25 protein-coding genes are annotated in these 25067 nt (G+C 67.7%); 11 read left to right on the forward strand and 14 right to left on the reverse strand.

Annotation, left to right across the window (positions count from 1 at the left end; genetic code table 11):
* Positions 1 to 3 precede the first annotated feature (3 nt).
* Positions 4 to 171, forward strand: a complete 168-nt coding sequence (locus tag NDI56_RS00850) for a hypothetical protein (RefSeq protein WP_310917513.1) — start codon at positions 4 to 6, stop codon at positions 169 to 171.
* Between the two features lie 89 nt (positions 172 to 260).
* Positions 261 to 686 carry a DUF371 domain-containing protein gene (locus NDI56_RS00855; protein ID WP_310917514.1) on the forward strand — a complete coding sequence of 142 codons (426 nt, stop codon included), beginning with the start codon at positions 261 to 263 and terminating at the stop codon, positions 684 to 686.
* Here NDI56_RS00855 and NDI56_RS00860 read toward each other — a convergent pair.
* Positions 663 to 1526: an SDR family oxidoreductase gene (locus NDI56_RS00860; protein ID WP_310917515.1), complete on the reverse strand. Its 864-nt coding sequence runs from the start codon at positions 1524 to 1526 to the stop codon at positions 663 to 665. The genes NDI56_RS00855 and NDI56_RS00860 overlap by 24 nt on opposite strands.
* Positions 1527 to 1632: 106 nt before the next feature.
* Here NDI56_RS00860 and NDI56_RS00865 point away from each other — a divergent pair, with 106 nt between their 5' ends.
* Positions 1633 to 2436 carry an endonuclease III domain-containing protein gene (locus NDI56_RS00865; protein ID WP_310917516.1) on the forward strand — a complete coding sequence of 268 codons (804 nt, stop codon included), beginning with the start codon at positions 1633 to 1635 and terminating at the stop codon, positions 2434 to 2436.
* Position 2437: 1 nt separating this feature from the next.
* On the opposite strand, the gene NDI56_RS00870 is transcribed toward NDI56_RS00865, so the two are convergent.
* The 4 genes from NDI56_RS00870 to NDI56_RS00885 form a co-directional block, all read right to left on the reverse strand.
* Positions 2438 to 2794, reverse strand: coding sequence for a HalOD1 output domain-containing protein (locus NDI56_RS00870; RefSeq protein ID WP_310917517.1), 357 nt, complete (start codon positions 2792 to 2794; stop codon positions 2438 to 2440).
* Positions 2795 to 2837: 43 nt separating this feature from the next.
* Positions 2838 to 3503, reverse strand: coding sequence for a helix-turn-helix domain-containing protein (locus tag NDI56_RS00875; protein WP_310917518.1), 666 nt, complete (start codon positions 3501 to 3503; stop codon positions 2838 to 2840).
* A gap of 48 nt (positions 3504 to 3551) precedes the next feature.
* A complete protein-coding gene (locus NDI56_RS00880) occupies positions 3552 to 4583 on the reverse strand; it encodes an aldo/keto reductase (RefSeq protein ID WP_310917519.1) in 1032 nt (343 codons plus the stop codon).
* Between the two features lie 286 nt (positions 4584 to 4869).
* Positions 4870 to 6774: a beta-CASP ribonuclease aCPSF1 gene (locus NDI56_RS00885; protein ID WP_310917520.1), complete on the reverse strand. Its 1905-nt coding sequence runs from the start codon at positions 6772 to 6774 to the stop codon at positions 4870 to 4872.
* Between the two features lie 290 nt (positions 6775 to 7064).
* On the opposite strand from NDI56_RS00885, the gene NDI56_RS00890 reads away from it, so the two are divergent.
* Complete coding sequence (locus NDI56_RS00890) at positions 7065 to 7544, forward strand: DUF7984 family protein (protein WP_310917521.1); 480 nt, start codon at positions 7065 to 7067, stop codon at positions 7542 to 7544.
* Here NDI56_RS00890 and NDI56_RS00895 read toward each other — a convergent pair.
* Positions 7541 to 8587 carry an iron transporter gene (locus NDI56_RS00895; protein WP_310917522.1) on the reverse strand — a complete coding sequence of 349 codons (1047 nt, stop codon included), beginning with the start codon at positions 8585 to 8587 and terminating at the stop codon, positions 7541 to 7543. The two genes, NDI56_RS00890 and NDI56_RS00895, sit on opposite strands and share 4 nt — an antisense overlap.
* A 107-nt stretch (positions 8588 to 8694) precedes the next feature.
* Here NDI56_RS00895 and NDI56_RS00900 point away from each other — a divergent pair, with 107 nt between their 5' ends.
* Entirely contained in the window at positions 8695 to 9189 is a 495-nt protein-coding gene (locus NDI56_RS00900) for a hypothetical protein (RefSeq protein ID WP_310917523.1), read from the forward strand.
* 6 nt (positions 9190 to 9195) lie between these two features.
* On the opposite strand, the gene NDI56_RS00905 is transcribed toward NDI56_RS00900, so the two are convergent.
* From NDI56_RS00905 to NDI56_RS00915, 3 genes are all read right to left on the reverse strand, one after another.
* Positions 9196 to 10464, reverse strand: coding sequence for a DUF7405 family protein (locus tag NDI56_RS00905; RefSeq protein WP_310917524.1), 1269 nt, complete (start codon positions 10462 to 10464; stop codon positions 9196 to 9198).
* A gap of 63 nt (positions 10465 to 10527) precedes the next feature.
* Positions 10528 to 11040: a winged helix-turn-helix transcriptional regulator gene (locus tag NDI56_RS00910; protein WP_310917525.1), complete on the reverse strand. Its 513-nt coding sequence runs from the start codon at positions 11038 to 11040 to the stop codon at positions 10528 to 10530.
* The gene (locus NDI56_RS00915; protein ID WP_310917526.1) at positions 11037 to 11369 is read right to left on the reverse strand and encodes a DUF7471 family protein; all 333 of its coding nucleotides are present in this window, start codon (positions 11367 to 11369) and stop codon (positions 11037 to 11039) included. Before NDI56_RS00915 ends, NDI56_RS00910 begins: the two co-directional genes overlap by 4 nt.
* Positions 11370 to 11526: 157 nt before the next feature.
* Between NDI56_RS00915 and NDI56_RS00920 the strand changes: the two genes are divergently transcribed.
* The 3 genes from NDI56_RS00920 to NDI56_RS00930 all read left to right on the forward strand — a co-directional run bounded on the left by NDI56_RS00920 (position 11527) and on the right by NDI56_RS00930 (position 13259).
* On the forward strand, positions 11527 to 12252 hold the full coding sequence (locus tag NDI56_RS00920; RefSeq protein WP_310917527.1) for an ATP-grasp domain-containing protein: 726 nt from the start codon (positions 11527 to 11529) through the stop codon (positions 12250 to 12252).
* Between the two features lie 222 nt (positions 12253 to 12474).
* A complete protein-coding gene (locus NDI56_RS00925; RefSeq protein ID WP_310917528.1) occupies positions 12475 to 12882 on the forward strand; it encodes a DoxX family protein in 408 nt (135 codons plus the stop codon).
* 29 nt (positions 12883 to 12911) lie between these two features.
* The gene (locus NDI56_RS00930; RefSeq protein ID WP_310917529.1) at positions 12912 to 13259 is read left to right on the forward strand and encodes a carboxymuconolactone decarboxylase family protein; all 348 of its coding nucleotides are present in this window, start codon (positions 12912 to 12914) and stop codon (positions 13257 to 13259) included.
* Position 13260: 1 nt separating this feature from the next.
* Here the strand turns inward: NDI56_RS00930 and NDI56_RS00935 are convergent, their stop codons facing one another.
* The 3 genes from NDI56_RS00935 to NDI56_RS00945 form a co-directional block, all read right to left on the reverse strand.
* Positions 13261 to 13653 carry a winged helix-turn-helix transcriptional regulator gene (locus NDI56_RS00935; protein WP_310917530.1) on the reverse strand — a complete coding sequence of 131 codons (393 nt, stop codon included), beginning with the start codon at positions 13651 to 13653 and terminating at the stop codon, positions 13261 to 13263.
* A gap of 82 nt (positions 13654 to 13735) precedes the next feature.
* On the reverse strand, positions 13736 to 14671 hold the full coding sequence (locus tag NDI56_RS00940) for a glutathione S-transferase family protein (RefSeq protein WP_310917531.1): 936 nt from the start codon (positions 14669 to 14671) through the stop codon (positions 13736 to 13738).
* 18 nt (positions 14672 to 14689) lie between these two features.
* On the reverse strand, positions 14690 to 15094 hold the full coding sequence (locus NDI56_RS00945; protein WP_310917532.1) for a VOC family protein: 405 nt from the start codon (positions 15092 to 15094) through the stop codon (positions 14690 to 14692).
* A 145-nt stretch (positions 15095 to 15239) separates the two neighbouring features.
* On the opposite strand from NDI56_RS00945, the gene proS reads away from it, so the two are divergent.
* From proS to gltB, 3 genes are all read left to right on the forward strand, one after another.
* Positions 15240 to 16694 carry a proline--tRNA ligase gene (gene proS / locus NDI56_RS00950; protein ID WP_310917533.1) on the forward strand — a complete coding sequence of 485 codons (1455 nt, stop codon included), beginning with the start codon at positions 15240 to 15242 and terminating at the stop codon, positions 16692 to 16694.
* Positions 16695 to 17166: 472 nt separating this feature from the next.
* On the forward strand, positions 17167 to 17583 hold the full coding sequence (locus tag NDI56_RS00955; protein WP_310917534.1) for a CBS domain-containing protein: 417 nt from the start codon (positions 17167 to 17169) through the stop codon (positions 17581 to 17583).
* A 183-nt stretch (positions 17584 to 17766) separates the two neighbouring features.
* Positions 17767 to 22323 carry a glutamate synthase large subunit gene (gltB, locus tag NDI56_RS00960; protein ID WP_310917535.1) on the forward strand — a complete coding sequence of 1519 codons (4557 nt, stop codon included), beginning with the start codon at positions 17767 to 17769 and terminating at the stop codon, positions 22321 to 22323.
* Positions 22324 to 22455: 132 nt separating this feature from the next.
* Here gltB and NDI56_RS00965 read toward each other — a convergent pair whose 3' ends face one another.
* Together NDI56_RS00965 and NDI56_RS00970 are read right to left on the reverse strand one after the other, a co-directional pair.
* Positions 22456 to 23631 (reverse strand): Cdc6/Cdc18 family protein, encoded by a 1176-nt coding sequence (locus NDI56_RS00965; RefSeq protein WP_310917536.1) that lies wholly within the window; start codon positions 23629 to 23631, stop codon positions 22456 to 22458.
* A gap of 31 nt (positions 23632 to 23662) precedes the next feature.
* Entirely contained in the window at positions 23663 to 24745 is a 1083-nt protein-coding gene (locus NDI56_RS00970; protein WP_310917537.1) for a DUF7973 family transport facilitator, read from the reverse strand.
* Between the last annotated feature and the right edge of the window lie 322 nt (positions 24746 to 25067).

Here is a 25067-nt window from a genome sequence, read left to right on the forward strand (position 1 = left end):
GATATGATACAGGACCTCCGCGGGGAGAACACGTGCGACGCCGACGGCTGCGACCGCGCCCTGACCGAGCCACAGCTGGCGTTCGAGACGGCCGCCGGTCGGCGGGAGGCCTACGAGTGTGTCTGTGGCGCGGTGACGGTCACCGTCGCCCGCCCCGAGTCGACCGACTGAAACCGACGGTGCAACAGGCGTGTCGTCGACCCGGTCCCGGCGACACGCAGAACCGTCCGTCTAAGTACGGCCGTCGAAAACGAGGCCGTATGGAACACGACGCCGTCGTCAGCGCACGGGGCCACGAGAACGTCACGGCCGAACACGCGAGCACGCTCGAAGTCACCAGCGACGACTTTCTGACGCCGGCCGGTGACTGCATCCTCGGCGTCGAGGCCGACACCGTCCCCGCCGACTTCGACGACGAGTTCGTCGCGGCCTGCCGGTCCGCCGACGCGACCATCACGGCGACGCTCGAAGCCGCCGGCCACCGCGTCGTCGTCGAGGGCTCTGGTCACCCGGAGCTCTCCTTCGAGAACGACCGGAGCCACGTCCTCCGGACCAGCGATTACGTCGACGACCGGACGGTGATGGTCGGGGCCGACGCGGCCGCCGGCGACGTCGACCGCGACCTGGTGGCGGCGCTCGCCGACGGCGCGGAGCTGACGTTTTCACTCACCGTGGAGTCGACGTGAGGCCGTCCTCTCGTCCCCGTAGTCCTCGAAGAACGCCCGCACGTCTCGCGGCGGTCGCCCGAGCACGCGCTCGACAGCCCCGGTGACACGACCGGCGAGCCCGAGCCGGGCCGTGGTGTAGATGCCGCTCATCACCAGTGTGAAACCCAGCGGCCGGCCCCGCCGGAGCTCCCGGACCACGAACCGCGGGAGCGAGGGGTCGGTGTACGCGACCGGTGAGCCGAGCACGTCGCTCGCGACTGCGGCCACCTCGTCGTAGGTGAGTGCTTCGGGTCCGGTGAGGTCGTAGGCGACGCCGGCGTGGCCCGGCTCGGTGAGCGCGACGGCGGCGACGGCCGCCACGTCGCGGGCGTCGACGAAGCTCGTCCGCCCGTCGCCGGCCGGCACCGGAATCTCCCCCCGCGCGAGCGCGTCGCCGTGGACTTCGACGAGGTTCTGGGTGAAAAAGGAGGGGCGCAGGAACGTCCACCGGAGCGGCGAGGCCGCGACGTGGCGCTCGATTCGTCGGTGTGGGAGCAGCGGGTTCCGGTCGGCGCCGAGCACGGAGAGCACGACACAGCGGTCGACGCCGACACGGCCGGCGGCGTCGACGAACGCCCGAACCGGGCCGACCCGGGAGAGCTGTGGCGGGCGCATCACGAAGAGCGCGTCGACGCCGGCCAGGGCGTCGCCCCACGTTTCGGGCTTCTCGAAGTCGAACGCGACCCACTCGTCGGCCGGCCCGGTCCCCGGCGGCGACCGGGTTGCCGCCCGGACCGTCGCGTCACGGTCGGTCAGTGCGTCGAGCAGTGCCGAACCGACGGTGCCGGTGGCGCCGGTGACGAGAACGGTCGAGGTCACAGCGGTGATTCGGACGCCACGACAGAAAGATGGTTCGGCGACGGCAGTGCCAGCCCGGCGTCGAGCGGGTGAAGCTGTTTTGCCCCTCGCACCCCTTGGAGCCCACATGACCGACCGAGAGCCCTCGAAGAACATCAGCGGTGGCGAGTCCGGCGGGGGACGGACGGCGACGTTCGACCCGGCGACCGCGGCGACGCGGGCCGAAGCCGTCGTCGACCGCCTGGGCGAGCTGTACTGGACGAAGACCTACGGCGGTCAGGACGCTTTCGACTGTCTCGTCCGCACCATCCTCAGCCAGAACACGTCCGATACGGCGAGCCAGCCGGCCCACGACGCGCTGATGGAACGGTACACTGGCGGCGCGGACCTCGTCGCGGCCCTCGCCGAGGCGGACCAGTCCGAGCTCGCCGAGACCATCCAGTCGGCGGGGCTGTACAACCAGAAGTCGGCGCGAATCGTCGCTCTGGCCGACGAAATCCGTGCGGAGTTCGGCGGGGAGGACGGGTTCGACGAGTTCGTCAGGGAGGCCGACCCCGACGCGGTCCGAGACCGGCTGCTGGAGATGAACGGCGTCGGCCCCAAGACCGCCGACTGTGTCCTGCTCTTTGCCGGCGGCCGCGGCGGCGTCTTCCCCGTCGACACGCACGTCCACCGCATCGCCCGCCGGATGGGGCTGGCGCCCGCCGACGCCGACCACGAGACCGTCCGGGAGCACATAGAGCGGGACGTGCCCGCCGAGAAGTGCGGCTTCGGCCACACCGCGATGATACAGTTCGGGCGCGAGTACTGCAAAGCCCGCAAACCGGCCTGTCTGGACGACCCGGAGGCCTGCCCGCTGGCCGACCGCTGTGAGCAGGTCGGCGTCTATCCGGCGACCGACGAGGTCGTCGACCCGTCGGACGCGGCCTGACTCACTCCCGGGGACACACCGAGAGGAGGTCGTCGTCGGCGGTGACGGTGTAGCCGGCATACCGGAAGCTGACGACGACGCTCGAATCGGCGGTCTGGCCGTCGCCGAACAGGGCCTCCAGTGCCTCGGAGTCGACCGCCTCGTACAGGGGCGGGAGCGAACACGGGTCCGTCGACTCACAGTGGGCGACGAGGGCCGGTACGGCGATGCTCAACGGGTCCGAGCCGTGGTCGTAGCCGACGACGGTCGTCCCAGTCTCCGGGTCGGCTTCGTCGATCTCGAAGTCGCATATCCTGCTGTCGGTCCGGAGGCCATCGTTGCTTTCTTCCTCACCGGCAAATGCTGTCCAGTCGTCCATTGTACACGACAACTATCGGGACGGACATAGGGGAACGGATTGACTATGTAACCCGTTCAAGCCCGCTGCCGTATTTCAGGTGTGACTCTATCAACGTCCGGTAGCCCCGTCGGAGGCGACTCGCGAACGCCTGCCGAGAGATGCCGACACGGTCGGCGAGCTCGTCGAGGGTCGTTTCGCGGGGTTCCGAGTAGTAGCCGTGTTCGTAGGCGAGCAACAGGGCCTCGCGCTGGGCGTCCGTCACCGCCGGGTGGCTCCGCTCGGACGGTGCCGTCACCTTGTGGATGTCCCGCAGGGTCAGCCGGATGCCGGCCTGCCGGCACTGGTCGTCGAAAGCCGCTATGGCGCGCTGTCTGTCGCTCTGGACGTGGATTAGCCACCCCTCTCGGGTACCCGTCGCCGACAGCAGCGTCACGTCGGTGTCGGCGAGCGCCGCCAGCAGTCCGTCTCTGGTCCGCGGGCTCTGGTATCGGAACAGCGTGTGGTCACCAACCGTATCGACGATTTTCGGCTGTTCGATGGCGGTCTCCAGTTCGAGGAAGCGCTGGACGGCGTCGCCGGCCACGTTCATCACCCAGCAGTAGGGACGCAACTCCTCTCGGACCGGGACGACGCGCCCCAGTTCGATCGTCGCCTCGGGAAACTCCTCGAACACGACCCCGACCGGGAACGTCTCGGGCGGCAGGGCGAATTCGGCGAGGGTTGCCATTGTCTCGTGTTCTACTTCTAACAGGAAAAAGCTCGGCCGGGCGGCGACTCAGCGGCGGTGGCCCCACCGCTCGCCGTCGTCGGCGTAGCGGGCGGAGACGATGCGGTTGAACTGGTCGTCGGACAGGGAGATGTCGGCCGCGCCGACGTTCTCGTCCAGCTGGTCGACGGTGCGCGCGCCGACGATAGGCACGCAGGTGATGTCGGGCTGTTCGATGAGCCACCGGAGGGCGACCTGTGGGGTCGTCGCGCCGAGGTCGTCGGCGACGGCGCGGAGCTCGTCCAGCACGTGCCAGCCGCGCTCCGAGAGGTAGAAGTCCTCGAAGCGGTCCGACAGCGAGCCACGCGCCCCCTCGGGCCCCTCGAACTTCGTCGGGTCGTCGTCGTCGGTGCGCTCGTACTTCCCGGTGAGGAACCCGCCCGCGAGCGGGGAGTAGGGACAGACCGCCATCCCCTGATCCGCACAGACGTCGAGGTAGTCTTTGACGTCGTCGCGGTAGCCGGCGTGGAAGAGCGGCTGGGTCACCTCGAACCGTTCGAGCCCCTCGACGTCCGCCTTCCACAGCGCCTTGGTCAGCTGCCAGGCGGCCATCGTCGACGCCCCGAGGTAGTGGACTTTCCCCTCGCGGACGAGGTCGTTCAAGGTCCTGAGCGTCTCGACGATGTCGCTCTCCTCGTCCCAGCGGTGGATGTAGTAGAGGTCCAGATAGTCGGTGTCCAGCCGGTCGAGGGTCCCCTCTATCTGGGCGCGGATGTGCTTGCGACCCAGACCCGAATCGTTCGGCCCGGGCTCGCCCCAGCCGTCGAACGGGAAGTACACCTTCGAGGCGAGAACGACGTCCTCGCGGTCGCGGTCGTCGAGCCACTCGCCGATGTAGCGCTCGCTCTTGCCGTTCGGGTGCCCGTAGACGTTCGCCGTGTCGAAGAAGTTGATGCCCCGGTCCCAGGCCGCGTCCAGCAGTTCGTGGGCCTGCTCGCGGTCCGTCTCGACGACGCCGCCGGTCTCCCGGCCGAAGCGCCAGGTCCCGTAACAGAGCTGCGACACCGTCGTCCCGGTCGAACCGAGTCGTGTGTACTCCATAGCGACGCTCAGACGGCCGACGGCTAAAAGGACTGGTGGAGCCGGCAATCCCAACACCTGTTGTAAGATACTCGCGGGTGGCCTCGCCAGCGCGCCGTCGCTGGCGAACGGGGACGGGCAGGCCGTCGTGATGAGGGCAGGTCGCTGTGAGCATCCGGCGGCGCAACCGCCGGTTCGAACGCGGCGCGCGGACTGCCGCGGGCCGAAGGCCCGCGAAAGGAACACGCCGCGATTTTTCCCCGAGCGAGCATCGCTTTGCGACGCTCGCGACGGTGCAAAAAGCGGTTTAGATGAAGCGGAACGTCTCCAGGTTCTGCGGCGTGAACGTCCGCAGATTGTAGTCGTGGTACAGCGACGAGGAGAGGTCCTGCGTGGCCGACTGGTCGCCGTCGACACAGAGGACCTTCTCCGGGCGGGGGTGCATCGTCTTCACGAAGTTCTCCAGCCCCTGCCGGTCGGCGTGGCCGGAGAAGCCGTCGATCGTCTCGACGTGCAGTTCCAGCGGGACGCTCTCGCCGTCGAGCGACACCGAATCGCGGCCGCTCTGGATGCGGTTGCCGAGCGTTCCCCGGGCCTGGTAGTCGACGAAGGTGAGCGTGTTGTCGGGGTCCGGTGCGAGCGCTTCGAGCCACGTCCGGACCGGGCCGGGCGTACACATGCCGGGCGTCGAGAGGACGACGCTGGCCTCGTCGCGTTCGGCCAGCTCCCGGCGCTCCTCGTCGTCGCTGACCGGGGTGAACTGGTCGGCGAGGAACGGGTTCTCGTCGTCGTCGTGGAGCCGGTCCGCGACGCCGTCACGGAGGAACTCGGGGTAGCTCGTGTGGACGGCCGTGGCCTCCCAGATGATGTCGTCGATGTAGACGGGCATCTCGGGCACGTCGTCAGACCGCATGAGCTCCTCGATGACGACCAGCAGCTCCTGTGGTCGGCCGACGGCGTCGGTCGGAACGAGCACCGTCCCGTCGCGCTCGGCGGCGTCCTGTAGCCGCTCTTTGAACTTGCGCTCGGAGTCGCCCTGGTCGGTCTGGTAGTCGTTGCGGCCGCCGTACGTCGATTCGAGCACGAGCGTCTCGACTCGCGGGAACTCGTTGACCGCGCCGTCCAGCAGCCGCGTGTTGTCGTAGTGGATGTCCCCGGAGAAGGCGACGTTGTAGAGCCCGTCGCCGATGTGAAAGTGGACGACGGAGCTGCCGAGCACGTGGCCGGCGTTGTGCAGCGTGAGCTTCACGTCCGGCGCGATGTCGGTCACGTCGCCGTACTCCAGCGGGATGCAGTGTTTGACCGCCTCGCGGACCATCTCGGTGTCGTAGGGACGCTGCCGTCCCGTCCGGGCCGCCGAGTCGACGTAGTCCAGCGTCAGCAGCCCCAGCAGGTCACGCGTCGGCTCCGTGCAGTACACCGGGCCGTCGTAGCCGTTCTCGTAGAGCAGCGGCACCAGCGCGGCGTGGTCCAGATGGGCGTGTGTCAGGACCACGGCGTCGAGCGAGGTCGCGCCCGACCCGATGGCCTCGGGCACGTCGAGATACGGCTGTTCGCTGCGTTCGCCGGGCTTGTCGCCGCAGTCGACGAGGATGCGCGTGTCGGCCGTCGAGATGATGTAGGCCGCCCGCCCGACCTCCTTGCATCCGCCCAGCGTGGTGACGCGGACCCACTCGTCGCTCGACATCGGGTCGCGGTGAATCTGGCGGCCGACGCGTTCGAGGATGTCGCGGCGGTCGTCGCGTTCCTGTGTGAGGAAGGTCCGGACGTTCGCCACCGTCGGCGAGTCGATAGCCGGCGTCCGGACCACCTCGGGCGTCCAGCCGACGGCTCTGGTTATCTCCCGCAGCGTCTCCCCGCGGCGGCCGATGACTCGGCCGGGCTTTCTCGCGTGGATGACGACCTCGCCCGTGTCGGCGAGGAACTGAATGTCGCTGACGGCGGCGTCCTCGGGGATGATATCACGTATCTCCTCTCTGGCCGACTCGGGGCGCGTGAGAACGTCGGGGTCCGGCCGAACGGTGATACGCTTGCGGAGCTTCGAGGCCAGCCGCCGGACGAGGTCGTCGTCGGTGGCGAACTCCTTGGGGTCGCGGGTGTAGATGACCAGTTCCGGCCCCTCGTAGGTCACGTCGGTGACCGAGATGCGGTTGGGAACCTCTTCGTCTATCGTTGCTCGGACATCTTCGAGTTGCTTGTCTACCGTGCTCATAGTGTAGAACCGGCGGGAGCCTGTTGTGGCCGACGCCGTGGCGGGTCCGGTGTCCTTGGGGAGTCCGTCGGCCAGTGTGACCTCGCCGACAAGGCGCCCCGGAAAACCGATTGTGCCAGTAGGTTCCACTGTCGAATTATTAAAGACTTCGCACTTCGCGCCGGTGCTGCCCGCTGTGGCCGTGACCGCTGCTGAGAGCGGGGACTTGTGGCCGTTTCCGGGCTACCGGCTCCGGTGGGCAGCCGCCGGACGGGCGTCACACCAAAGTTCACAGCCCGCGAGCCCACGGTATGCGCGTTACACCTGCGGTCGTCGCCGAGGAGTACGAGTGGGTCCGGGGCCGAGCCGACGTGGTGGTCCCGCTGGTCAACGAGACCCGGGCTCATCTCGGCGAGCAGTTCGGCACCGACGTCGACAGTATCGACGAGGCGGCCTACTACGACGCCGTCGAGACGGTGTTTGCCGACGGCGACCGGCCGGTCAACGTCGCGGCGCTCGTGGCCCTCCTGCGGGCGCTCGACGTCGAGGGCGACTACCCGGGCTTCGTCGTCGACGAACTGCTCGGCCGTGAACTGGCCGCGATGCTCGCCGGCGACCAGCCGTTGCGGCTGCTCGCCGAGGCGACGTTCCACGTCGCGGACGTACGCACCCACGGCGAGCCGAACGACACCGCGGGCGCGGACGACCTCGACGCGGCGCTTGCGGCCGGCATCCAGACCAGACTCCCGGGGTGGCCCTGGACCGAGGGACCGAGTCCGTTCTCGGTCTAGAACTCGACGGTCGGCGTCGCGAGGAACGCGGTCTCGTACCCCTCGTGGCGGGAGACCTGCGGCGGCGCGACAGTCTCGACGGTGACGGTCGGGTCGCCGGTCGCGGGGACGACGGCCCCGTAGTGATAGCCGATGTCGGGGTGGATGGCCGCGGTCAGCGCGTCGTCGAAGGCCGTCTCACCGCCCACGTCGACGGTGCCGTCGAGGGACATCATCGGGAGCGGTACTCGGTTGTACGGCGTGTGGACCGAGACGGCGAGATACGACTCGCCCGACCCGAGGAAATCGGCGTCGGAGAGCCACGTCGCCGCGTACACCTCGTCGCTGCCCTTCGCGGTGCCCAGCAGTTCGCCGGGCAACGCGTCGGTCGCCGGGAGCTGCGAGGTCGGTATCATCTCCATGCTCATGAGGTCGAGCGCGGCCTGGTCGCCCTGTTTGTCCGGAAACTCGGTGTAGGAGATGCTATCGCGGGCCGCTCGCGAGAACTCCCAGTTGGTGCTCATCTTCCCGCTGGTACCGAAGTTCCCGTCGAACGCACCGAGGCGGCGCTCGGTCATCCCGCTGATACTGACGGTGAGCTCGTAGACGCCCTCGCCGTCGAGCTGGTAGTTGTCGCCGTAGTGAAAGCCCATGTTCTGAGAGACCATGGGCCAGGGCTGTTTGTCGGCGACCGTCTCGCCGTCGGACGCGATTTCGATGTTGACGCCCGACTGGATCGGCAGGACCGTGTTGGTCTCCGGGTCCCACACCGACGCCATGAGGTGGACGCTGTCGGCGTCCCGGATGCTGACCTGCTCGGCGGTAGTCCCGGTCACCGTCCAGAACCGGTGTGGGTACGAGTAGGTCAGGCCGACCATGTAGTCGCCGGCTTGCTTCGTTCCGATCATCTCCATGCCCTCGCGGTGGGTGGGGTAGTAGGTCGCGTCGGGTCGGTTCTCGACCAGCGGCGGCGACCGGGTCGACTGTTCCTGTAGCGAGCCACACCCTGCGACTATCGACGCGCCGGCGAGGCCGGCACCGGCGAGGAAGCGACGGCGGTCCATACCGTCGCTAGCGGTGTTCACACAAAGACGGTTCTGGTACGGCTGGCGAATCCAGCGGCCGGCGGACCCACACAAAGCATTTACTGTCAATACGAGCACGGTTCGCCGTGCCTTCCCGAATCGCTATCGCGACCGTCCTCGGACTCGTCGTCCTCACTGCCGGCTGTATCGGAACGCCGGAGACAGCCACCTCCCAGCCGTCGGCCACGCCCTCCTCGGCGCCGACAGCCACGCCGCCCGGCGGCGGGAGTATCGACTTCCCGGACGGGCCCAAAGCCGTCCCGGACAGGCCGGCGACGTTGTCCGAATCGACCGTCAGCGACTTCGTCTACGACTACGAGTACAACTACGTCTACAACAAGCTCTGGCAGGGCGAGCACACCGAGATGGACCTCGAATGCCGCGTCGACAGCGTCACCGAGCTGTCTCGGGGGTACGAGGCCGTCGTCACCTGTGACGGCGGTTCGACGACCGAGTTACCGGCGGGCGCGACGGGGACTGAAGGCCCCATCATGGACTACTTCACGCAGTCGTTCCGCTACCGCGTGACCGATACGGCGACGGCACGCGAACGGGTCGAGACCCGTCGCAACGGCGTCTGAACGCTCTCAAGCCGGGTTCGCCGCCGGGAGCGCCCGCAGGCCCCGCGGCGGCAGCAGGTAGTTTCCGCGGCGCTCTACGCGCATGTACTGGAGAATGCCGTTGTTGACGCGCTGGCCGACCGCGGACTCGTCGGCCACGTCGGTGCCGTTCATCACGGCCTTCGTGGCGACGAAGTCGGCGATAGCGCGTTGCAGCGAGAGGAAGTGGACTCGCGCCTCGCTGCCGTCGGTGGAGTCGAAGTCCCGCCGGAGGATGATCGGTGTGTCGTCGTCGTCACGGGCCCGTGCGGCCTTCTGGGCGTGGCCGGCGACGCCCTCCCGCCGGCTGTTCTCGACGACGTCTTCGGGACACTCGCCCACGCCGCTGTCGGTGCCCAGGTTCTCGCCGACGCCCTCGACTTTGCCCTCGTCGGCGTGGGCCGGACAGAACATCTTCGAGACGCGCTGGTCGCGCGAGTCCTGCTCGTACCACTGCTGGAGCTGGAGGCGGATGCGCGAGAGGTGCTGGGTCGCGCCGTCGGCGAAGGGGCCCGACTCGACGGTGACGCGGTCCTCGCTGGCCTGGTTCCCGTCGAAGCCCGATTTGAAACCCATGAACAGCGGGGCGTCTTCGGGGACGGGCTCGGAGTCCGGGATGCCGTCCACGTCCTGGTTCTGTGCCGGGAGGCCGGCCCCGACGAAGCCGGTGCGGCGGTCCTGTTCGGCGAAGACGCCGTCGAGAGAGGCCGCTACGTCGACGTCGTTGACGGTGTCACGGTTGTCCTTTAGGGCCTCCTCCGCCGCGAGCACGACGGACTCGTGGTCGCTGGCCAGATGCAACAGTGCGTCGGGCGTGTCGAGTTCGGGGTCCTCGAAGGGGGCCAGCGACTCGGGAGCGGGAAGGTCGACCCCGGCGGGGCCGCTCTCGAACCGCTCGAAGTACGCCGGGCTGTAGCCGAGCGTGAACTGGAGGCCGTTGGCCTGCCAGGCGTAGGCCCGTTCCAGCGAGCGGAGCGCGTCGGTGACCTGCTGTCGGTCGCCGTCGGTCGGGGTGCCGTCGCGCTCGTAGTCGAGCAACAGCAAGACGTGGTGGCGTGACAGCCGCGTGTTCCCGGCGTCGTCGGTCGGCAGCCCGCCGTCCCAGGCGTGCTGTCTGGCCGGGAGCGTCGACGGGTCGGTCCCTGTGGGCACGTCGGGCTGTCCGAACCGGTCCAGACAGGCCGCGAGTGCGGCCGTCCCGCCGATGGCGACGGCGCTTTTCGCGAACTCGCGTCGGGAGATACCACGCTCACTCATCGCCGGCTCCTAGGGACTCACCCCATTACTGGTTTCTGGTACGCCGGGCGAACGCGGCCGAAATCAGTCCTCTCGTGGCTCTTCGAGCAGGCTGTCGATCAGCCGCTCGAAGCGGTCGGTCAGCCGCTCGGCGAGGCTCGGCTCCACGGCACCGAGCAGCGCGACCGTCTCCTCGGGGCGGGCCAGCGAGAGCGTCACGCGGTTCCCCTCGCGCCGTTTCGCGACGATATCGCCCGCGACGAGCCCGTCGAGGTGGTGTTCGAGCGTGCTCCGAGCGACGCCGACCCGGTCGGCGACGGCGTCGGGACGTGTCTGGTCGCCCTCGTACAGCGCCACGACCACGTCCCGGGCGGTCTCCCGGCGGAGCATGGCCAGCGTGTGGCGTTCCCACGCGTCGTAGCCCGGCGGGTAGTAGTGGGTCCGACCGTTGACTCGCTCCGCGGTCACGTCGTCGAGGCGGGCGAGGTGGTACTGCACCTGACCCGTCGCCAGCTCCAGCCCTCGCGTCAGCGCCCGGAAGTGGATGCCGGGGTCGCGGTCGATGCGCCGACGGATGCGCCGTCGCGTCTCGCTCATGGCCCCTCCAGTCGCTGTTCGACCGAGCGGGTGTAGTAGGCGGCCCCGAGGACGAGGACGACGATGACCGCGTCGGCGCCGTGTTCGAGCGTGTGGTGCGTCGTCGGACTGACCGCCCCGACCATCGCCAGTCCGCCCAGTACCGGGCGGGCGACGAGCACCGCGAGTGCCAGCGCGACCAGCAGATACGCCCGTGACCCCCGTCGGCGGTAGGCGGCGACGCCCGCGACACAGAGCACTGCTGTGGTCAGTCCCGACACCGCGAGTACGACCGTGAAGTCGACGTGGGCCGTGCCCCAGTGTCCGCCGACGTGACCCGGCCAGTTCATGGACGGATTTGGGGCCGAGTTCACCTGATACTGTCGACTCCGGGTCCGTAGAGATGGTCGCCACTTGGGGACCGAACACTCCCGGGATGTTACAGCCGACGGGACGACTCGTTCGGTTCGTCCGGACTTTTTTACGCCCGCCCTCCGAGCGGGGGGTATGGACAGTATCGGGTTCATCTGCGACCCGGACCACCCCCTCTTTCGCCCCGTCGCACAGCGATTGGCCGCGCGGGGGTTCGAGGTCCAGTTCCACCGGCCGACCGGCCCGGTTTCACCCGCCGACATCGACGCGCTGGCGGGACTGGTAAACGGTGCGGTCCACCCGACGGCCCTCGCCGCGCTCCGGCACGCCGACCGGACCGGGGTACCGACGTGGAACGGCGTCACGGCGACGGTGGCGCTGTCGGCCCGGCTGGTCACGCTCGACGCGCTGGAGTCTGTCGGCTGTCGCGTCCCCGATGTCAGCTTCGACGGCCCGAGAGCGGGGTACGACCCCGGGCGCCGGTACGCGTGGGAGGGGCCCGCCGCCCTCGACGACCCGGCGCCGTTCTACGTCGAGCAGCCGGGGACGGAGCCGGTCGACTACCGCTACTACGCGGTCGACGACGGCCGCGAGACCCACATGCGCGCCGTCGAACTCCGGACCTCGCTGCCCGACGACGGCCCGCTCCTCCGGCGGACCGACGTGGACGTGTCGCTGGCTGCCTCGGTCCGGGAGCTCCTCGACCAGTTCGGTGCCCGCGCCGTCGCCGTCGACTTCACCCGCGGCGCGGACGACGAGCTGTACGCCGTCCGGGCGACGCCGACGCCGACGTTTACCGGTGCCGGGATGGACCGACGGGTCGCCGACTCGATAGCGTCGCTGACGACTATCGGGGCCTGAGGACAGCCCGGGCACCCTCAGCACGGACTGACCGGTCGTTTCCCGCCCGCTCTCACAGACCAGAGAGCATCTCGCGGGCCCGATGTTGCGCGGTTATCCGGACCAAACCTGATCACTTATACATAAGATTAACTACATATTCGCGGCGGCGGAAGGGAGACTGATGACGACGCAACGCAGAACCCGACGACACGGAAGACAACTGTTCGAGGTGGCTGCTTGATGCCGTTCGAGACGACCGCCGGGGCCGCGACGTTCCTCGCTGGGCGGGCCCTCCTCGGCGGGGTCTTCGCCTATCTCGGCGTCAGCAACCTGCTCGACGTGCGAGCCAAGATCGCCTACGCCCGCGACACGGGTATTCCGCTGGCCAGCGTCGCCGTCCCCGCCGCCTTCGTGTTGCTGGTGATCGGTGGGCTCGGCGTTCTCACCGGTGTGTATCCGGCCGTTGCCAGCCTCGCGATTATCGCGTTCTTCGCCGGCGTCACACCGGCGATGCACGCCTTCTGGCGCATCGAGGACCCGGACGAACGGGAGTCAGAGAAGACACAGTTCCTGCTCAACACCGCCCTGCTCGGAAGCGCGCTCGTCCTCCTCGCGCTCGGCGGCACGAACTGGCCGTACGGACTGTAACGACACTACACAGCACGCACTTACCACAGATGACCACAGACGATACTCCCCAACCGTTCGATGGACTGTTCGCAGATACGGCGAGTGAACCGGCGTTCGTCCGCAAACTCCGCCGACACGACGAGGCCTTCGCCGACCACGTCGCCGCGCTGGCACGGAACGCCGGAGCCGACGGCGCCCTCCCCGCCCGGACGAAGACCCTCATCACGCTCGCGCTCGACGCGGCCGACGGCAACACTGCCGGCGTGACCGAGCTCGCGAGCATGGCCCGCGCGCAGGGTGTCACCGAAGACGAACTCGCGGAGACAGTGAAGGTGATCGGTAATCAGGGCGGGCTCGGGACGCTCGCCATCGCCGCCCGCGCGCTGGAGGAGTAAGCTACACGTCTGGCGTCTCGGACGACAGCGGCCCGTTCTCACCGCCCCACTCCTCGCTCCACTGGTCGATAGCGTCGAACACCGGTTCGAGCGCCGCCCCCTTCTCGGTCAGGCTATAGTGTGTCTCGACGGGCGGCCCGGGCTCGACACGGCGGTCGACGATACCGTCCGCTTCGAGCGATTCGAGCACACGCGAGAGCGTGTAGGAACTCGCGCCCGACGCCCGTTTCAGTTCGTTGAAACGGTGGTCCGCTTCGAACAGCGTATAGAGGATACGGAGCCGCCACTTCGTCCCGAACTGGTCCAGCGACTGCACGCTCCCACAGGCCTCGGGGGTGCGCGCCCGGGCTTCCCGTAGATTGTCGTCGACCTCGTCGTCTGGTCCCTGAGTCATGTTGTCACTCCTTGTGTCCGTGCTGTAATAATTGACCCGGGAGGCGGGTCCGCGCCGGGGGCGGCCAGCTGTGGCTGGGACGTCAGCCGCGCTGATGCGGGGCGGTGAGGTCGATATCTGGGCCGACCGGGACGAGGCCGTTCGGATTGAGGCCGGTGTGACTCCGGTAGTAGTGGTTCTCGATGTGAGCCATGTTCACAGTGTCCGCGACGCCGCGGCGCTGGTAGATATCGCGTGTGTACCCCCAGAGGTTCGGATAGTCCACCAGACGCTTTCGATTACACCTGAAGTGCGTGTGGTAGACTGGGTCGAACCGGACCAGCGTCGGGAAGAGTCGGAGGTCGGCCAGCGTCAGCGACGCACCGACGAGATACCGCCGGTCGGCGAGCACCGACTCCCACCTGTCGAGGGCGTCGAACAGGTCGCTGACCGCGTCCTCGTAGGCCGCCTGCGACGTGGCGAACCCTGCGGTGTAGACGCCCCGGTTGACGGGGTCGTGCAACTCCTCGACGACGGCGTCGATACGCTCGCGCTTCGACTCGGGATACAGCGACACGTCCCCGTGGTCCTCGAAGGCCGTCGCGAGCATCCGCATTATCTCGATGGACTCGTTGTTGACGATGGTCCCCTCCTGTTTGTCCCACAGTACCGGCGTGGTCACCCGACCGGTGAACGCCGGGTCGGCCCGGGTGTACACCTCGTGGAGATAGTCCGACCCGTGGAGTGAGTCGGGCGTACAGCCGGGTTTGTCGGGTGTGAACTGCCAGCCGTCGTCGCCGCGGTACGGGTCGACGATATTCACGCTGATCGCGTCTTCGAGGCCGAACAGCGCTCGGACGAGGACGGCGCCGTGGGCCCACGGACAGGCGCGAGCGACGTACAGGTGGTACCGTCCCGGCTCGGGCGTGAACCGGGAGTCGGGGCCGACGCGCTCCCGAAACGAATCCGGGCTCCGGTCGCGGTCGGCCGCCGTCAGTTCGTCGTCGGTCTTCCAGCGTCCGTCGATTAGTTGTCCCATACGATGGCCTCCTGTCGGTCAGGTCGCCCCGTCGACCGGCTCTTTCAGCTCGATGAGGTAGCCAAAGGGGTCCCGGACGTAGATGGCCGGCGCGTCACCGGTCGCGCCCGTCGGCGTCCCCTCCCGTTCGACGATGACGCCGGCGTCTTCGAGTTCCTGCTTCACGTCCGTGACGTCCTCGTCCAGCACCACGGCGAGGTGGTCGAAGTTCCGTCGCTCGGGGTGGACGAAGTCGTCGGTCGGCTTGACGTGGATGATACTCTCGGGGGTGAGCCGGAACGTGAAGATGGGCGAGTCGCCTCGGTCGTAGGCGTCGAACCCTTCGAGACCGAAGCCGAGCAGGTCTCGGTAGAACTCGATGGCGTGTGCCGTCTCGTCGTCGGGTATCCGGAGGTGGACGTGGTCGATGCCGAGTGTCTCCATAGCGGTCCGGTGGCCGCGAACCGGCATATAGCTCAGGCAAGGCCGATATGAGCAGGTCACGTCCGGCTAACCACCCCCTCCGGGACGACCGACGCTTCGCGCCCCCTTCGTATGCTTTAATAGCGGCGTGGGCCACCCTCCGATAATGAGCGGCGAGCAGGAACTCGGTATTACTGAGAGCAAGGAGCATTCACCCGGCGAGTGGTACGCCGAGGTCGTCCAGAAGGCAGGCCTCGCGGACTACGCCCCCATGGGCGGCTTTATCGTCACGAAACCGCGCGGCTACGCGGTCTGGGAGCGCATCCAGAACCATCTGGACGGCTGGTTCAAGGACACCGGCGTCCAGAACAGCTACTTCCCGATGTTCATCCCCGAGAGCTTCCTCGAACGGGAGAAAGACATCGTGGAAGGGTTCGACCCCGAGGTCGCGTGGGTCACCCACGGCGGCCACGACGAACTGGAGGAACGCCTCGCGGTTCGCCCGACGAGCGAGTCCATCATCGCGCCCTTTATGGCCGACTGGACGCGCTCGCACCGCGACCTCCCCCTCCGCCTGAACCAGTGGTGTTCGGTCGTGCGCTGGGAGGCCACCGAGACGAAGCCGTTCTTCCGCACCAAGGAGTTCCTCTGGCAGGAGGGCCACACGGCCCACGCCGACGAGGAGGGCGCGTGGGACGAGACGATGACCCGCCTCGAACAGTACAAGCGGCTCTACGAGGAGGTCATGGCGATGCCGGTCATGGAGGGGCGCAAGCCGCCCCACGACAAGTTCCCGGGCGCGCACACGACGACGACAGTCGAGGCGCTGATGCCCGACGGGAAGTCCGTCCAGGGCGGGACCTCCCACTATCTGGGGACCTCCTTCGCCGAAGCGTTCGACATCACCTACGCCGACGAGAACGAGGAGGACAACGTCGCCCACACGACCTCGTGGGGGCTCTCCTGGCGGGCGATGGGCGCGCTCATCATGACCCACTCCGACGACCAGGGGCTCGTCCTGCCCCCGGCCGTCGCGCCGACGCAGGTCGTCATCGTCCCCATCTGGCAGGAAGACACCAAAGACGAGGTCCAGGAATACGCCGCGGACCTCGCCGTCGACATCGAAGATTCGGGCGTCCGCGTCGAACTCGACGACCGCGACCACTACAATCCCGGCTTCAAGTACAACGAACACGAGCTCAACGGCGTCCCCCTTCGAATCGAGGTCGGCCCCCACGAGGTCGAGGACGACGAGGCGACGCTGGTCCACCGACCCGACGGCGAGAGCGAGGTCGTCGACCGCGAGGACATCGGCGACACCGTTTCCGACCACCTCGACACCGTCCACGCCAAGCTGTACGCGAGCGCCGAGGAGACGCTCGACGGCGAGATCCGCGAGGGCGAGTCGCGCGAGGAGATTCTGGGCACCATCGGCCAGCACGGCGGCTACGTGAAGTGTGGCTGGTGTGGCGACGAGGACTGCGAGGACCCCATCAAGGACGCCATCGCCGCGGAAATCGTGATGGTCCCGCTGGACCGCGACGAAGAGCCGGTCCACGACGACTGCGCTATCTGCGGTGAGGACGCCGAGGAGACGGCATACTTCGCGAAGAGCTACTGAGCTAGCGGACGGTGGCTGTGTCGCCGGTTCCACGTGGTACCGGCTTCGCAACGGCGTGCGGTCGTTCCACAGTACGTCCAGTACCGAAGTGACGCCGGCGTCGGTCACCGCCGACCACGCACTCGTCGGATGCTGACTCTTCGACACGCCAGCGCTCATCCGCGCGTTCGACTGGTCGTGCCGGCCACCGATATCCGGACCAGCGACTTCTGACCGTGTAGCTGCTCCGGAGGAAAGGTAAGGATGGGGCCAAGGGAGCGTGTGACTTTCTCCATGCCCCCATGGACGACTCTCTCGTCGCCATATATAAATCGGCGTCAGACTCGGGGCTGACAACCGGCAGACAGCGGCCGGTTTTTTCCTACGAGTGACAGTTCAGACATCGACTGCGAGCGGCGTGTCGCCGGCGGCTATCGGGCGAGCGGTTCCGGCGAACAACAAGTTTATTGAGACGTGTATGTGAGTGAGGAGCATGGACGATATATTTGTCGGCAGCTTGATGACATCGCCAGTAACCACCGTCTCGGCGTCGACACCGGCGAAGGAGGCCGCCGAACTGATGCTCGACGAGGGCATCAGTTCGGTCGTCGTCGTGGACGAGGACAACCGGCTCGTCGGCATTCTCACGTCGACCGACTTCGTCGCCATCGCGGCGGCCGACGAGTCCGCCGGGGCCTTCTCGGTCGCCGACCACATGACCCGCGACGTGGTGACGACGACGGTGCAGGCGTCCATCGAAGCCATCGCCGACCTGCTCATCGAGCACGGGATTCACCACGTCCCCGTCGTCGACGACACCGAGGGCGTCGTCGGGATGGTGACGACGACGGACCTCACCGCGTATCTCGCGGGGGCCGTCGACTCCGAGTCGGCCCGCGCGTGGACCTGAGTCGTCGGGAACAGCCGGCAAATACTGCGTCGGCCTCGCGGTCCTGACACGCCCGTCGACTCGTGTCAATCGCCAGACTGCGTGGACAATGATGAGAATATATATGTCCTAATGGGGGGATTAGGAACACTAGTGCATTGATGAACATCCTCTTATGGGAGTCTCCACTAGGTGCGCGCACACATGGTTGAGCGACACATCAGTGACCAGTCTGTGGGTGAGGCCGGGCTCGCAGACCCGACTGACGAGCGGTCGAACTGTGGCGTCGGGGTCGTAATGGACCTCGACGGCGAGAGCGACCACGGAACCGTCTCCGACGGGCTGGAACTTCTGGAGAATCTCGAACACCGGGGCACGACTGGTGCCGAGCAGGGCACCGGTGACGGGGCGGGTATCATGCTGCAGATTCCCCACGAGTTCTTCGCGGCGGAGTTCGACGCCGACATCCCGGAACCGGGCGCGTATGCGGTCGGGACCCTCTTTCTACCGAGCGACGACGAGTCGGCCGCCGCCGACCTGAAAGACCTCGTCGAGACCGAACTCGCCGCCGAGAAACTGGACGTTCTGGGCTGGCGAACCGTTCCGACGGACAACGACGACCTGGGTGCGACCGCGCTCGAATCCGAGCCCGAAATCGCACAGTTCGTCGTCACCGCCGAGGACGGCGCGACGGGCGAAGACCTCGACAACAAGCTCTACGTCGGCCGTCGCGCCCTCGAAAACACCGTCGAGGCCGAGCAGCCGCCGGGCCACGACCGCTTTTACATCGTCTCGCTGGCGACCGACGTCGTCGTGTACAAGGGCCTGCTCAAGGCCGAACAGCTCCCGGACTACTACCCGGACCTCTCGGACGAGCGGTTTACCTCCTCGTTCGCGATGGTCCACGCCCGCTTCTCGACGAACACGCTGGGCGCGTGGCACCTCGCACACCCCTACCGCCGGGTCATCCACAACGGCGAGTTCAACACTATCCAGGGGAACATCAACTGGATGCGCGCCCGCGAGACCGACATCGCGAGCGAGCGCTTCGGCGACGACATCGAGCGGGTCAAACCGATTATCGACGACCCCTCTCAGTCCGACACCGCGAGCGTCGACAACGCTCTGGAACTGCTCCTCCAGGGCGGTCGTGACCTTCCCCACGCCCTGCGGATGCTCATTCCCGAAGCATGGCGCGGCGAGATGAACAACGTCTCGGGCGACCGCCGCGACTTCTACGACTACCACGCCTCGCTGGTCGAGCCGTGGGACGGTCCCGCCCTCGTGGCCGCCACCGACGGGGAGCGCATCGGCGCGGTGCTCGACCGCAACGGGCTCCGTCCGTGCCGGTACGACATCCTCGAGAACAACACGCTCGTCATGTCCTCCGAGGCCGGCGCACTGGAACACGACCCCAGCAGAATCGCCGAGCGCGGGCGGCTCCAGCCGGGACAGTGTTTCCTGGCCGACCCCGAGGAGGGGCGCGTCATCCCCGACGCGGAAGTGTTCGAGTCCATCGCCGACGAGAAGTACGGCGAGTGGGTCGACGAAGAGCAGGTCGACATCGACGACGTGGCCCCGCGCGAGGACAACACGCCACAGGACACCGTCGGCGGCCTGCGCAGCCAGCAGGCGATGTACGGCTACACCTACGACGAGGTCGACCACCTCATCGAGCCGATGGCCGAGAAGGGGAAAGACCCCGTCGGCTCCATGGGCGACGACACGCCGCTGTCGGTGCTCTCGCAGTTCAACCGGCCCCTGTTTACCTACTTCAAACAGCTGTTCGCACAGGTCACCAACCCGCCGCTCGACTACATCCGCGAGGAACTGGTCACCTCGCTCGAATCGCGGCTGGGCCACCAGCGCAACCTGCTCGACGAGTCCCAGGCACACGCCCGCCAGCTGGTGCTCGACTCGCCGATTCTCACCGACGAGGAGACCGAGTCCATCAAGACGCTGGACGAGAACGGCATGTCGACGAAGGTCGTCGACATCACCTACGAGAAGGGAACCGACCTCCGCGAGGCCGTCGAAGACGTACGCGCACAAGCGGACGCGGCCGCGAACGACGGCCACGACATCATCGTCCTCTCGGACCGCGCGGCCGGCGAGGACCGCGTCCCGATTCCCTCGCTGCTCGCGGTCGGCGGCATCCACCACCACCTCGTTCGCAACGGACTGCGCAACCACGTCGGGCTCGTGCTCGAATCCGGTGACCCGCGTGCGGTCCATCACTTCGCGACGCTCATCGGCTACGGCGCGGGCGCGGTCAACCCCTACCTCTCCTACCAGACTATCGAGGACCTCGTCGCCGGTCCGGACGGCGCGGACCTCTCACAGGCCATCGACGCCTACATCACGGCCGTCGAGGACGGGCTGTTGAAGACGATGGCGAAGATGGGTATCTCGACGGTCGAGTCCTACCAGGGCGCCCAGATCTTCGAGGCGGTCGGCCTCTCCTCTGACTTCATCGCGGAGTACTTCGAGGGGACGACCTGCCGGACCGAGGGTATCGGCCTCGACGAAATCGAGGAGGACCTGCTCCAGCGCCACGACGTGGCCTGGAGCGAGGAAGAGCCGGAGATTCCCCGCCAGGGCGAGTACGAGTTCCGCTCGAACGGGATTCACCACCAGTGGAACCCCAACACGGTCGGCAAGATTCAGCAGGCCGTGCGGATGGGCGACTACGATATCTACAAGGAGTTCGCCGAGCTCATCAACGACCAGAACGAGCAGCTCCAGACGCTGCGCGGGCTGCTCGAACTGGATTCGGGCCGCGAGTCCATCGACATCGAGGAGACCGAGCCGGTCGAGGAAATCGTCAAACGCTTCGAGACGGCCGCGATGTCGCTTGGCTCGCTCTCCCCGGAGATGCACGAGAACAACGCCATCGCGATGAACCGGCTGGGCGCCAACGCCAACACCGGCGAGGGCGGCGAACCGCCCGAGCGCTTTGGCACCGAGAAGGAGTGTACGACCAAGCAGGTCGCCTCCGGCCGCTTTGGCGTCACCTCCGATTACCTCTCGGAAGCCAACGAGATCCAGATCAAGATGGCCCAGGGCTCGAAACCCGGCGAAGGTGGCCATCTGCCCGGCAAGAAGGTAAACGAGATGATCGCCCACGTCCGCTATGCGACGCCGGGCGTCGGGCTCATCTCGCCGCCGCCGCTGCACGACATCTACTCCATCGAGGACCTCAAGCAACTGATTCACGACCTCAAGGCGGCCAACCCGGAGGCCGACATCAACGTCAAGCTCGTCGCCGAGGACGGAATCGGTACGGTGGCGGCCGGCGTCGCGAAGGCCAACGCCGACGTGGTCCACATCTCGGGCCACGACGGCGGGACCGGGGCCTCGCCCAAGACCTCCATCAAGAACGCCGGCCTCCCGTGGGAGCTCGGCGTCGCGGAGGCGAACCAGATGCTGCGTGCGACCGGCCTGCGCTCGCGTATCCGCATCAACGCCGACGGCGGGATGAAGACGGGTCGCGACGTGGCCGTCGCCGCCCTGCTCGGTGCCGAAGGGTTCGCCTTCGGGACCGCTTCGATGGTCACGTCGGGCTGTGTGATGGCCCGGCAGTGCCACGAGAACACCTGTCCGGTCGGCGTCGCGACCCAGAACGAGAACCTCCGCAGCCGCTTCCCGGGCGAGCCACAGCACGTCATCAACTACATGACGTTCGTCGCCCAGGAACTGCGCGAGATCATGGCCGAACTCGGCTTCGAGACCGTCGACGAGATGATCGGCCGAGCGAGCGTCCTGCAACAGCGCGACGACGTGAAACAGGCGAAGGCCAAGAAGCTCGACCTCTCCTCGGTCATCGCGGAGCCGGCCGGGTCGGACGGCCGCTACAAACAGCGCGAACAGGACCACGACGTCGACGAACAGCTCGACTGGGAGCTGCTCGAGGCCGCCGAGCCCGCCATCGAGGACGGCGAGCCGGTTGCCATCGACGCCGGAATCAACAACGTCCACCGCGCGGTCGGTGCGACGCTGTCGAACCGCATCTGCCGGGCCCACGGCGGCGACGGGCTCCCGGACGACACCATCCGGGTCGACTTCGACGGCACCGCCGGCCAGTCCTTCGGTGCGTTCCTCGCACAGGGTGTCACCATGGAACTGACCGGCACCGGCAACGACTACGTCGGCAAGGGGCTCTCGGGCGGGAAGCTCATCGTCAACACGCCCAACGAGGCCAACTACGATGCCAGCGACAACATCGTCATCGGCAACGTCGCGCTGTACGGCGCGACCCAGGGCGAGGCCTACGTCAACGGGCAGGCCGGCGAGCGCTTCGGCGTCCGCAACTCCGGCGTCAAGGGCGTCGTCGAGGGCGTCGGCGACCACGGCTGTGAGTACATGACCGGCGGCGCCATCGTCGTGTTGGGCGACACGGGCAAGAACTTCGCGGCCGGGATGTCCGGCGGCGTCGCCTACGTCTACGACCCCGACCAGTCCTTCGCCGAGCAGGCCAACACGGGGATGGTCTCCATCCGCGACACGCTGGAGGCGAAAGACCGCGGGATGATCACCCGTCTCGTCGAGAACCACGCCGCCTACACCGATTCGGACCGAGCGGCCGAACTGCTCGAGAACTGGGACGAGGAGCTGTCGAACTTCACGATGGTGATGCCCGACGCCTACGCCGAGGTCATCAGCGACCGCGAGCGCGACGACGTGCGCAACGAACCGCCCGCGGCGGCCACGCCGACGGCCGACGCGACCGAGGCGGACTTCGCGGCTTCCTCGGACGACTAACGCGGCGGACGGACTTTTTGCGGGCCGACGAGCGGCGACCGCCGCCGTGACGGACAGCCAGACGCCCCTGTGCCACGTCCGCTCGGGGGCCGTCGGGCTTTCGGCCCATCGCACGGGGGTCGGCCACCCCGCCTACGCCTCCAGGTCGTACAGCCGCCGGAACACCGTCGGCGGGAACTTCGGTTCGAGCCGGCTCGGCGGGCGGCCCTGCTCGGCGTCGTTCTCCCAGCGCACCCGGTCGACGATGCCGACGGCCGCGAGCTCGTAGAGGTATCGCTTTATCGTGCCTTCGGCCAGCTCGTTCGACGTCGAGGCGGCGATGGCGCTCGTGGCCACGGTCACGCTGGCCCGGTCGGCGGGGTCGAGCTCGACGAGTTCGCGCAGCACCGTCTGCTTGTTCGCCGGGAGCGCGAACACGCGCCCCAGCGCGACGCCGTCGTCCGGCACCTCCTCGAAGGCGGCGTCGAGGTCGGCCGTGGTGATGGTGGTGTGGTCGGCCCGTGCCGCGCGGTCGGCGGCGACGAACAGCGCCGCGAGCGCGTCGTGGGCGTCACCGTCGGCCCACTCCGCGATAGTCGAGACGCCCTCGTAGCCCAGGGCCGCGTGGTCGAGGCCGCTCGCGGCCCGGCGCAACACGACGTTGACCAGCACGTGGAACCGGTAGGGCTCGACGCGTATCGCCTCGGCGGTGTAGTCGGTCAGGACCGTCTCGGCCGGTTCGGTCCGGCCGATAGCGAGCCAGCTGACGCCGCTCGGCAGCGCGGCGAACCGGTCGACGAGCGCGTCGGCGGGCGTACTCCCCGGCTCGCCGACGTGGTCGACGGCCAGCAAGAGCCCGGCGTTCGCGTCCCCGAGCTGTCGGTGTAGTCGCTCCCGAAGCGTCTCGGTACTGATGCCGTGGCGGGGCACCCGCTCGTCGGTGATGGCATCGAGCAGCGTGTGGTAGAACGCGAACTCGCTGGTCCGGTGTCTCGTATCGACGTAGACGAACTGGAGCAGTCGCGACGGCCGGACGCGGGTCGCGGTGTAGATGGCGTTGCCCGGTGTGATGCGCTGCCGGCCGAGATGGGCAAACAGCGCCGTCACCACGGCCGATTTGCCGGCGCCTTTCGGGCCGTAGAGGTAGCCGTGGGGCGGCAGGTGGTCGTCGAACACCGGGTCGAAGTGGTCCAATAGCTCTTCGAGGAGTCGGCTCCGGTCGGTCGGTTCCTCGACGTGGGCGGCCGCAGAGAGGTGTTCGTAGTCCTCGATCAGTCGCGACTCCCCGTCCCGACGCTGTCGCCGCTTTATCATCGCCTCGATGTTCATGGTTCCCGGTGGGGGGGACGGCCCGGTGTAGTTACACCGGGACGGGGACCCAGCCGCTATCCGGGAAGACACCGAGAATCGCCAGCACGGCGATGGTGAACGTCGTCAGGACGATGGCGGCCGCTGGGGGGTCCCAGTGGGTGTCGCTGTGGGCGTAGAAGATACGCTGGTGAGCCTCGCCCGCCAGCGCTCCGTAGAGCCCGAAGACGGTGCCGACCAGTAGCGCGAGCAACGCGTCGCCGCCCGCCCCGAATATCAGGGCCGCCGTACTCGACGGGAGGGTGATGTGGTGGGTCACCGGAATCTTCTCGACGCCGCAGTTCAGGAACAGCAGGGAGGCCGCGCTGATGCCGAAACCGAGGAAGAAGCTCTCGGTCACCAGCGCGATGTACGACCCCAGCACGCCGACACCGATGCCGAGCAGCGCGACCCCGGACCACTTGTACTGGTGGGGGAGCCACGGCTCGACGGCCAGCCGGCTCTCCTCGACGCCGCCGTCGGCCGCCACGTCGCCGGCCTGTCGCATGTCCCCTCGCGCGAACGGACTCATATCGAACAGCCCGTCGCCGCGGATCTTCCCCACGAGCGGGTAGCCAAACACGAGTCGGTGGGCGACGGCCGAGAGCGTCACGCCCATCGCGATGGGGTCCCAGGGGAGCGCGAGCCCGCCCGATATCTGTCTGATGAGCATGCCCAGAATCCCGAAGGCCCCGCCGACGAGGAGGACGTCCGGCTCCGTCCCGAACGCATAGAGGATGTTCTTCCCCTCGTGGTAGTCGAAGCCGGTGTCCATATCGGTGTTTTTCGCCGCGTAGGCCGTCGCCGCCGCCCCGCCCGCAAAGGAGATGTGCGGGCCGAACACGGGGCCGAAGGCGACCAGCGCCGTGACGTTCGGGGCGACGTCCCCCGTGGCGATGCCCGCGACCTCCCCGAGCTGGGCCGTCAGGATGTTGATGGCCTCCCCGGCGATGACCATGAAGCCGGTGAAGATGAAGGCGGGAAGCGCACCCAGTGCCGCGCCGAAGAGCCCCCCGGCGAAGGAGGCGATGAGCAACACGACGAACTCCGCGACGCTGAGCCCGATGACCGGGAGCTGGAGGACCGGCCCGATCATCGCTGCACCTCCCCGGGGGCGCCACGCTCCGTGGTGCTCGTCACCACCCGGCCTGTCAGTCCTCCGGTCGAGTCGACCGAACCGACGTGGTTGCGCGGTGATACACGAGCGGTCGTCCGAACGTATTTGCCAGCCATGGTAGGGTTTAGTCGGGTGAGCGGTGGTTTATCCACGCTGCCGTTGCGTCAGTAACTGACACGATTAAATCACATAAAACCTTGTCAACAATAGTGAATTTCATACTTACCAATATATTCCGGCGTGGAGCCGACCGTTGCCGTGCGGCTCGGAGACGATGGCACCGAGCCGGTGTCGTGACGGA

Source organism: Halomicroarcula saliterrae, from assembly GCF_031624395.1.
Classification (GTDB): domain Archaea; phylum Halobacteriota; class Halobacteria; order Halobacteriales; family Haloarculaceae; genus Haloarcula; species Haloarcula saliterrae.

Excerpts from the sequence above, each read along its gene's own strand:
- NDI56_RS00920 (WP_310917527.1), top strand. The coding sequence starts at position 11,527 with ATGGACAGTATCGGGTTCATCTGCGACCCGGACCACCCCCTCTTTCGC.
- NDI56_RS00905 (WP_310917524.1), bottom strand. The coding sequence starts at position 10,464 with ATGAGTGAGCGTGGTATCTCCCGACGCGAGTTCGCGAAAAGCGCCGTC.
- NDI56_RS00915 (WP_310917526.1), bottom strand. The coding sequence starts at position 11,369 with ATGAACTGGCCGGGTCACGTCGGCGGACACTGGGGCACGGCCCACGTC.
- NDI56_RS00895 (WP_310917522.1), bottom strand. The coding sequence starts at position 8,587 with ATGGACCGCCGTCGCTTCCTCGCCGGTGCCGGCCTCGCCGGCGCGTCG.
- NDI56_RS00875 (WP_310917518.1), bottom strand. The coding sequence starts at position 3,503 with ATGGCAACCCTCGCCGAATTCGCCCTGCCGCCCGAGACGTTCCCGGTC.
- NDI56_RS00945 (WP_310917532.1), bottom strand. The coding sequence starts at position 15,094 with ATGGAGACACTCGGCATCGACCACGTCCACCTCCGGATACCCGACGAC.
- NDI56_RS00850 (WP_310917513.1), top strand. The coding sequence starts at position 4 with ATGATACAGGACCTCCGCGGGGAGAACACGTGCGACGCCGACGGCTGC.
- NDI56_RS00855 (WP_310917514.1), top strand. The coding sequence starts at position 261 with ATGGAACACGACGCCGTCGTCAGCGCACGGGGCCACGAGAACGTCACG.
- NDI56_RS00880 (WP_310917519.1), bottom strand. The coding sequence starts at position 4,583 with ATGGAGTACACACGACTCGGTTCGACCGGGACGACGGTGTCGCAGCTC.
- NDI56_RS00910 (WP_310917525.1), bottom strand. The coding sequence starts at position 11,040 with ATGAGCGAGACGCGACGGCGCATCCGTCGGCGCATCGACCGCGACCCC.
- NDI56_RS00930 (WP_310917529.1), top strand. The coding sequence starts at position 12,912 with ATGACCACAGACGATACTCCCCAACCGTTCGATGGACTGTTCGCAGAT.
- NDI56_RS00955 (WP_310917534.1), top strand. The coding sequence starts at position 17,167 with ATGGACGATATATTTGTCGGCAGCTTGATGACATCGCCAGTAACCACC.
- NDI56_RS00890 (WP_310917521.1), top strand. The coding sequence starts at position 7,065 with ATGCGCGTTACACCTGCGGTCGTCGCCGAGGAGTACGAGTGGGTCCGG.
- NDI56_RS00935 (WP_310917530.1), bottom strand. The coding sequence starts at position 13,653 with ATGACTCAGGGACCAGACGACGAGGTCGACGACAATCTACGGGAAGCC.
- NDI56_RS00885 (WP_310917520.1), bottom strand. The coding sequence starts at position 6,774 with ATGAGCACGGTAGACAAGCAACTCGAAGATGTCCGAGCAACGATAGAC.
- proS (WP_310917533.1), top strand. The coding sequence starts at position 15,240 with ATGAGCGGCGAGCAGGAACTCGGTATTACTGAGAGCAAGGAGCATTCA.
- gltB (WP_310917535.1), top strand. The coding sequence starts at position 17,767 with ATGGTTGAGCGACACATCAGTGACCAGTCTGTGGGTGAGGCCGGGCTC.
- NDI56_RS00965 (WP_310917536.1), bottom strand. The coding sequence starts at position 23,631 with ATGAACATCGAGGCGATGATAAAGCGGCGACAGCGTCGGGACGGGGAG.
- NDI56_RS00865 (WP_310917516.1), top strand. The coding sequence starts at position 1,633 with ATGACCGACCGAGAGCCCTCGAAGAACATCAGCGGTGGCGAGTCCGGC.
- NDI56_RS00925 (WP_310917528.1), top strand. The coding sequence starts at position 12,475 with ATGCCGTTCGAGACGACCGCCGGGGCCGCGACGTTCCTCGCTGGGCGG.
- NDI56_RS00870 (WP_310917517.1), bottom strand. The coding sequence starts at position 2,794 with ATGGACGACTGGACAGCATTTGCCGGTGAGGAAGAAAGCAACGATGGC.
- NDI56_RS00940 (WP_310917531.1), bottom strand. The coding sequence starts at position 14,671 with ATGGGACAACTAATCGACGGACGCTGGAAGACCGACGACGAACTGACG.
- NDI56_RS00970 (WP_310917537.1), bottom strand. The coding sequence starts at position 24,745 with ATGATCGGGCCGGTCCTCCAGCTCCCGGTCATCGGGCTCAGCGTCGCG.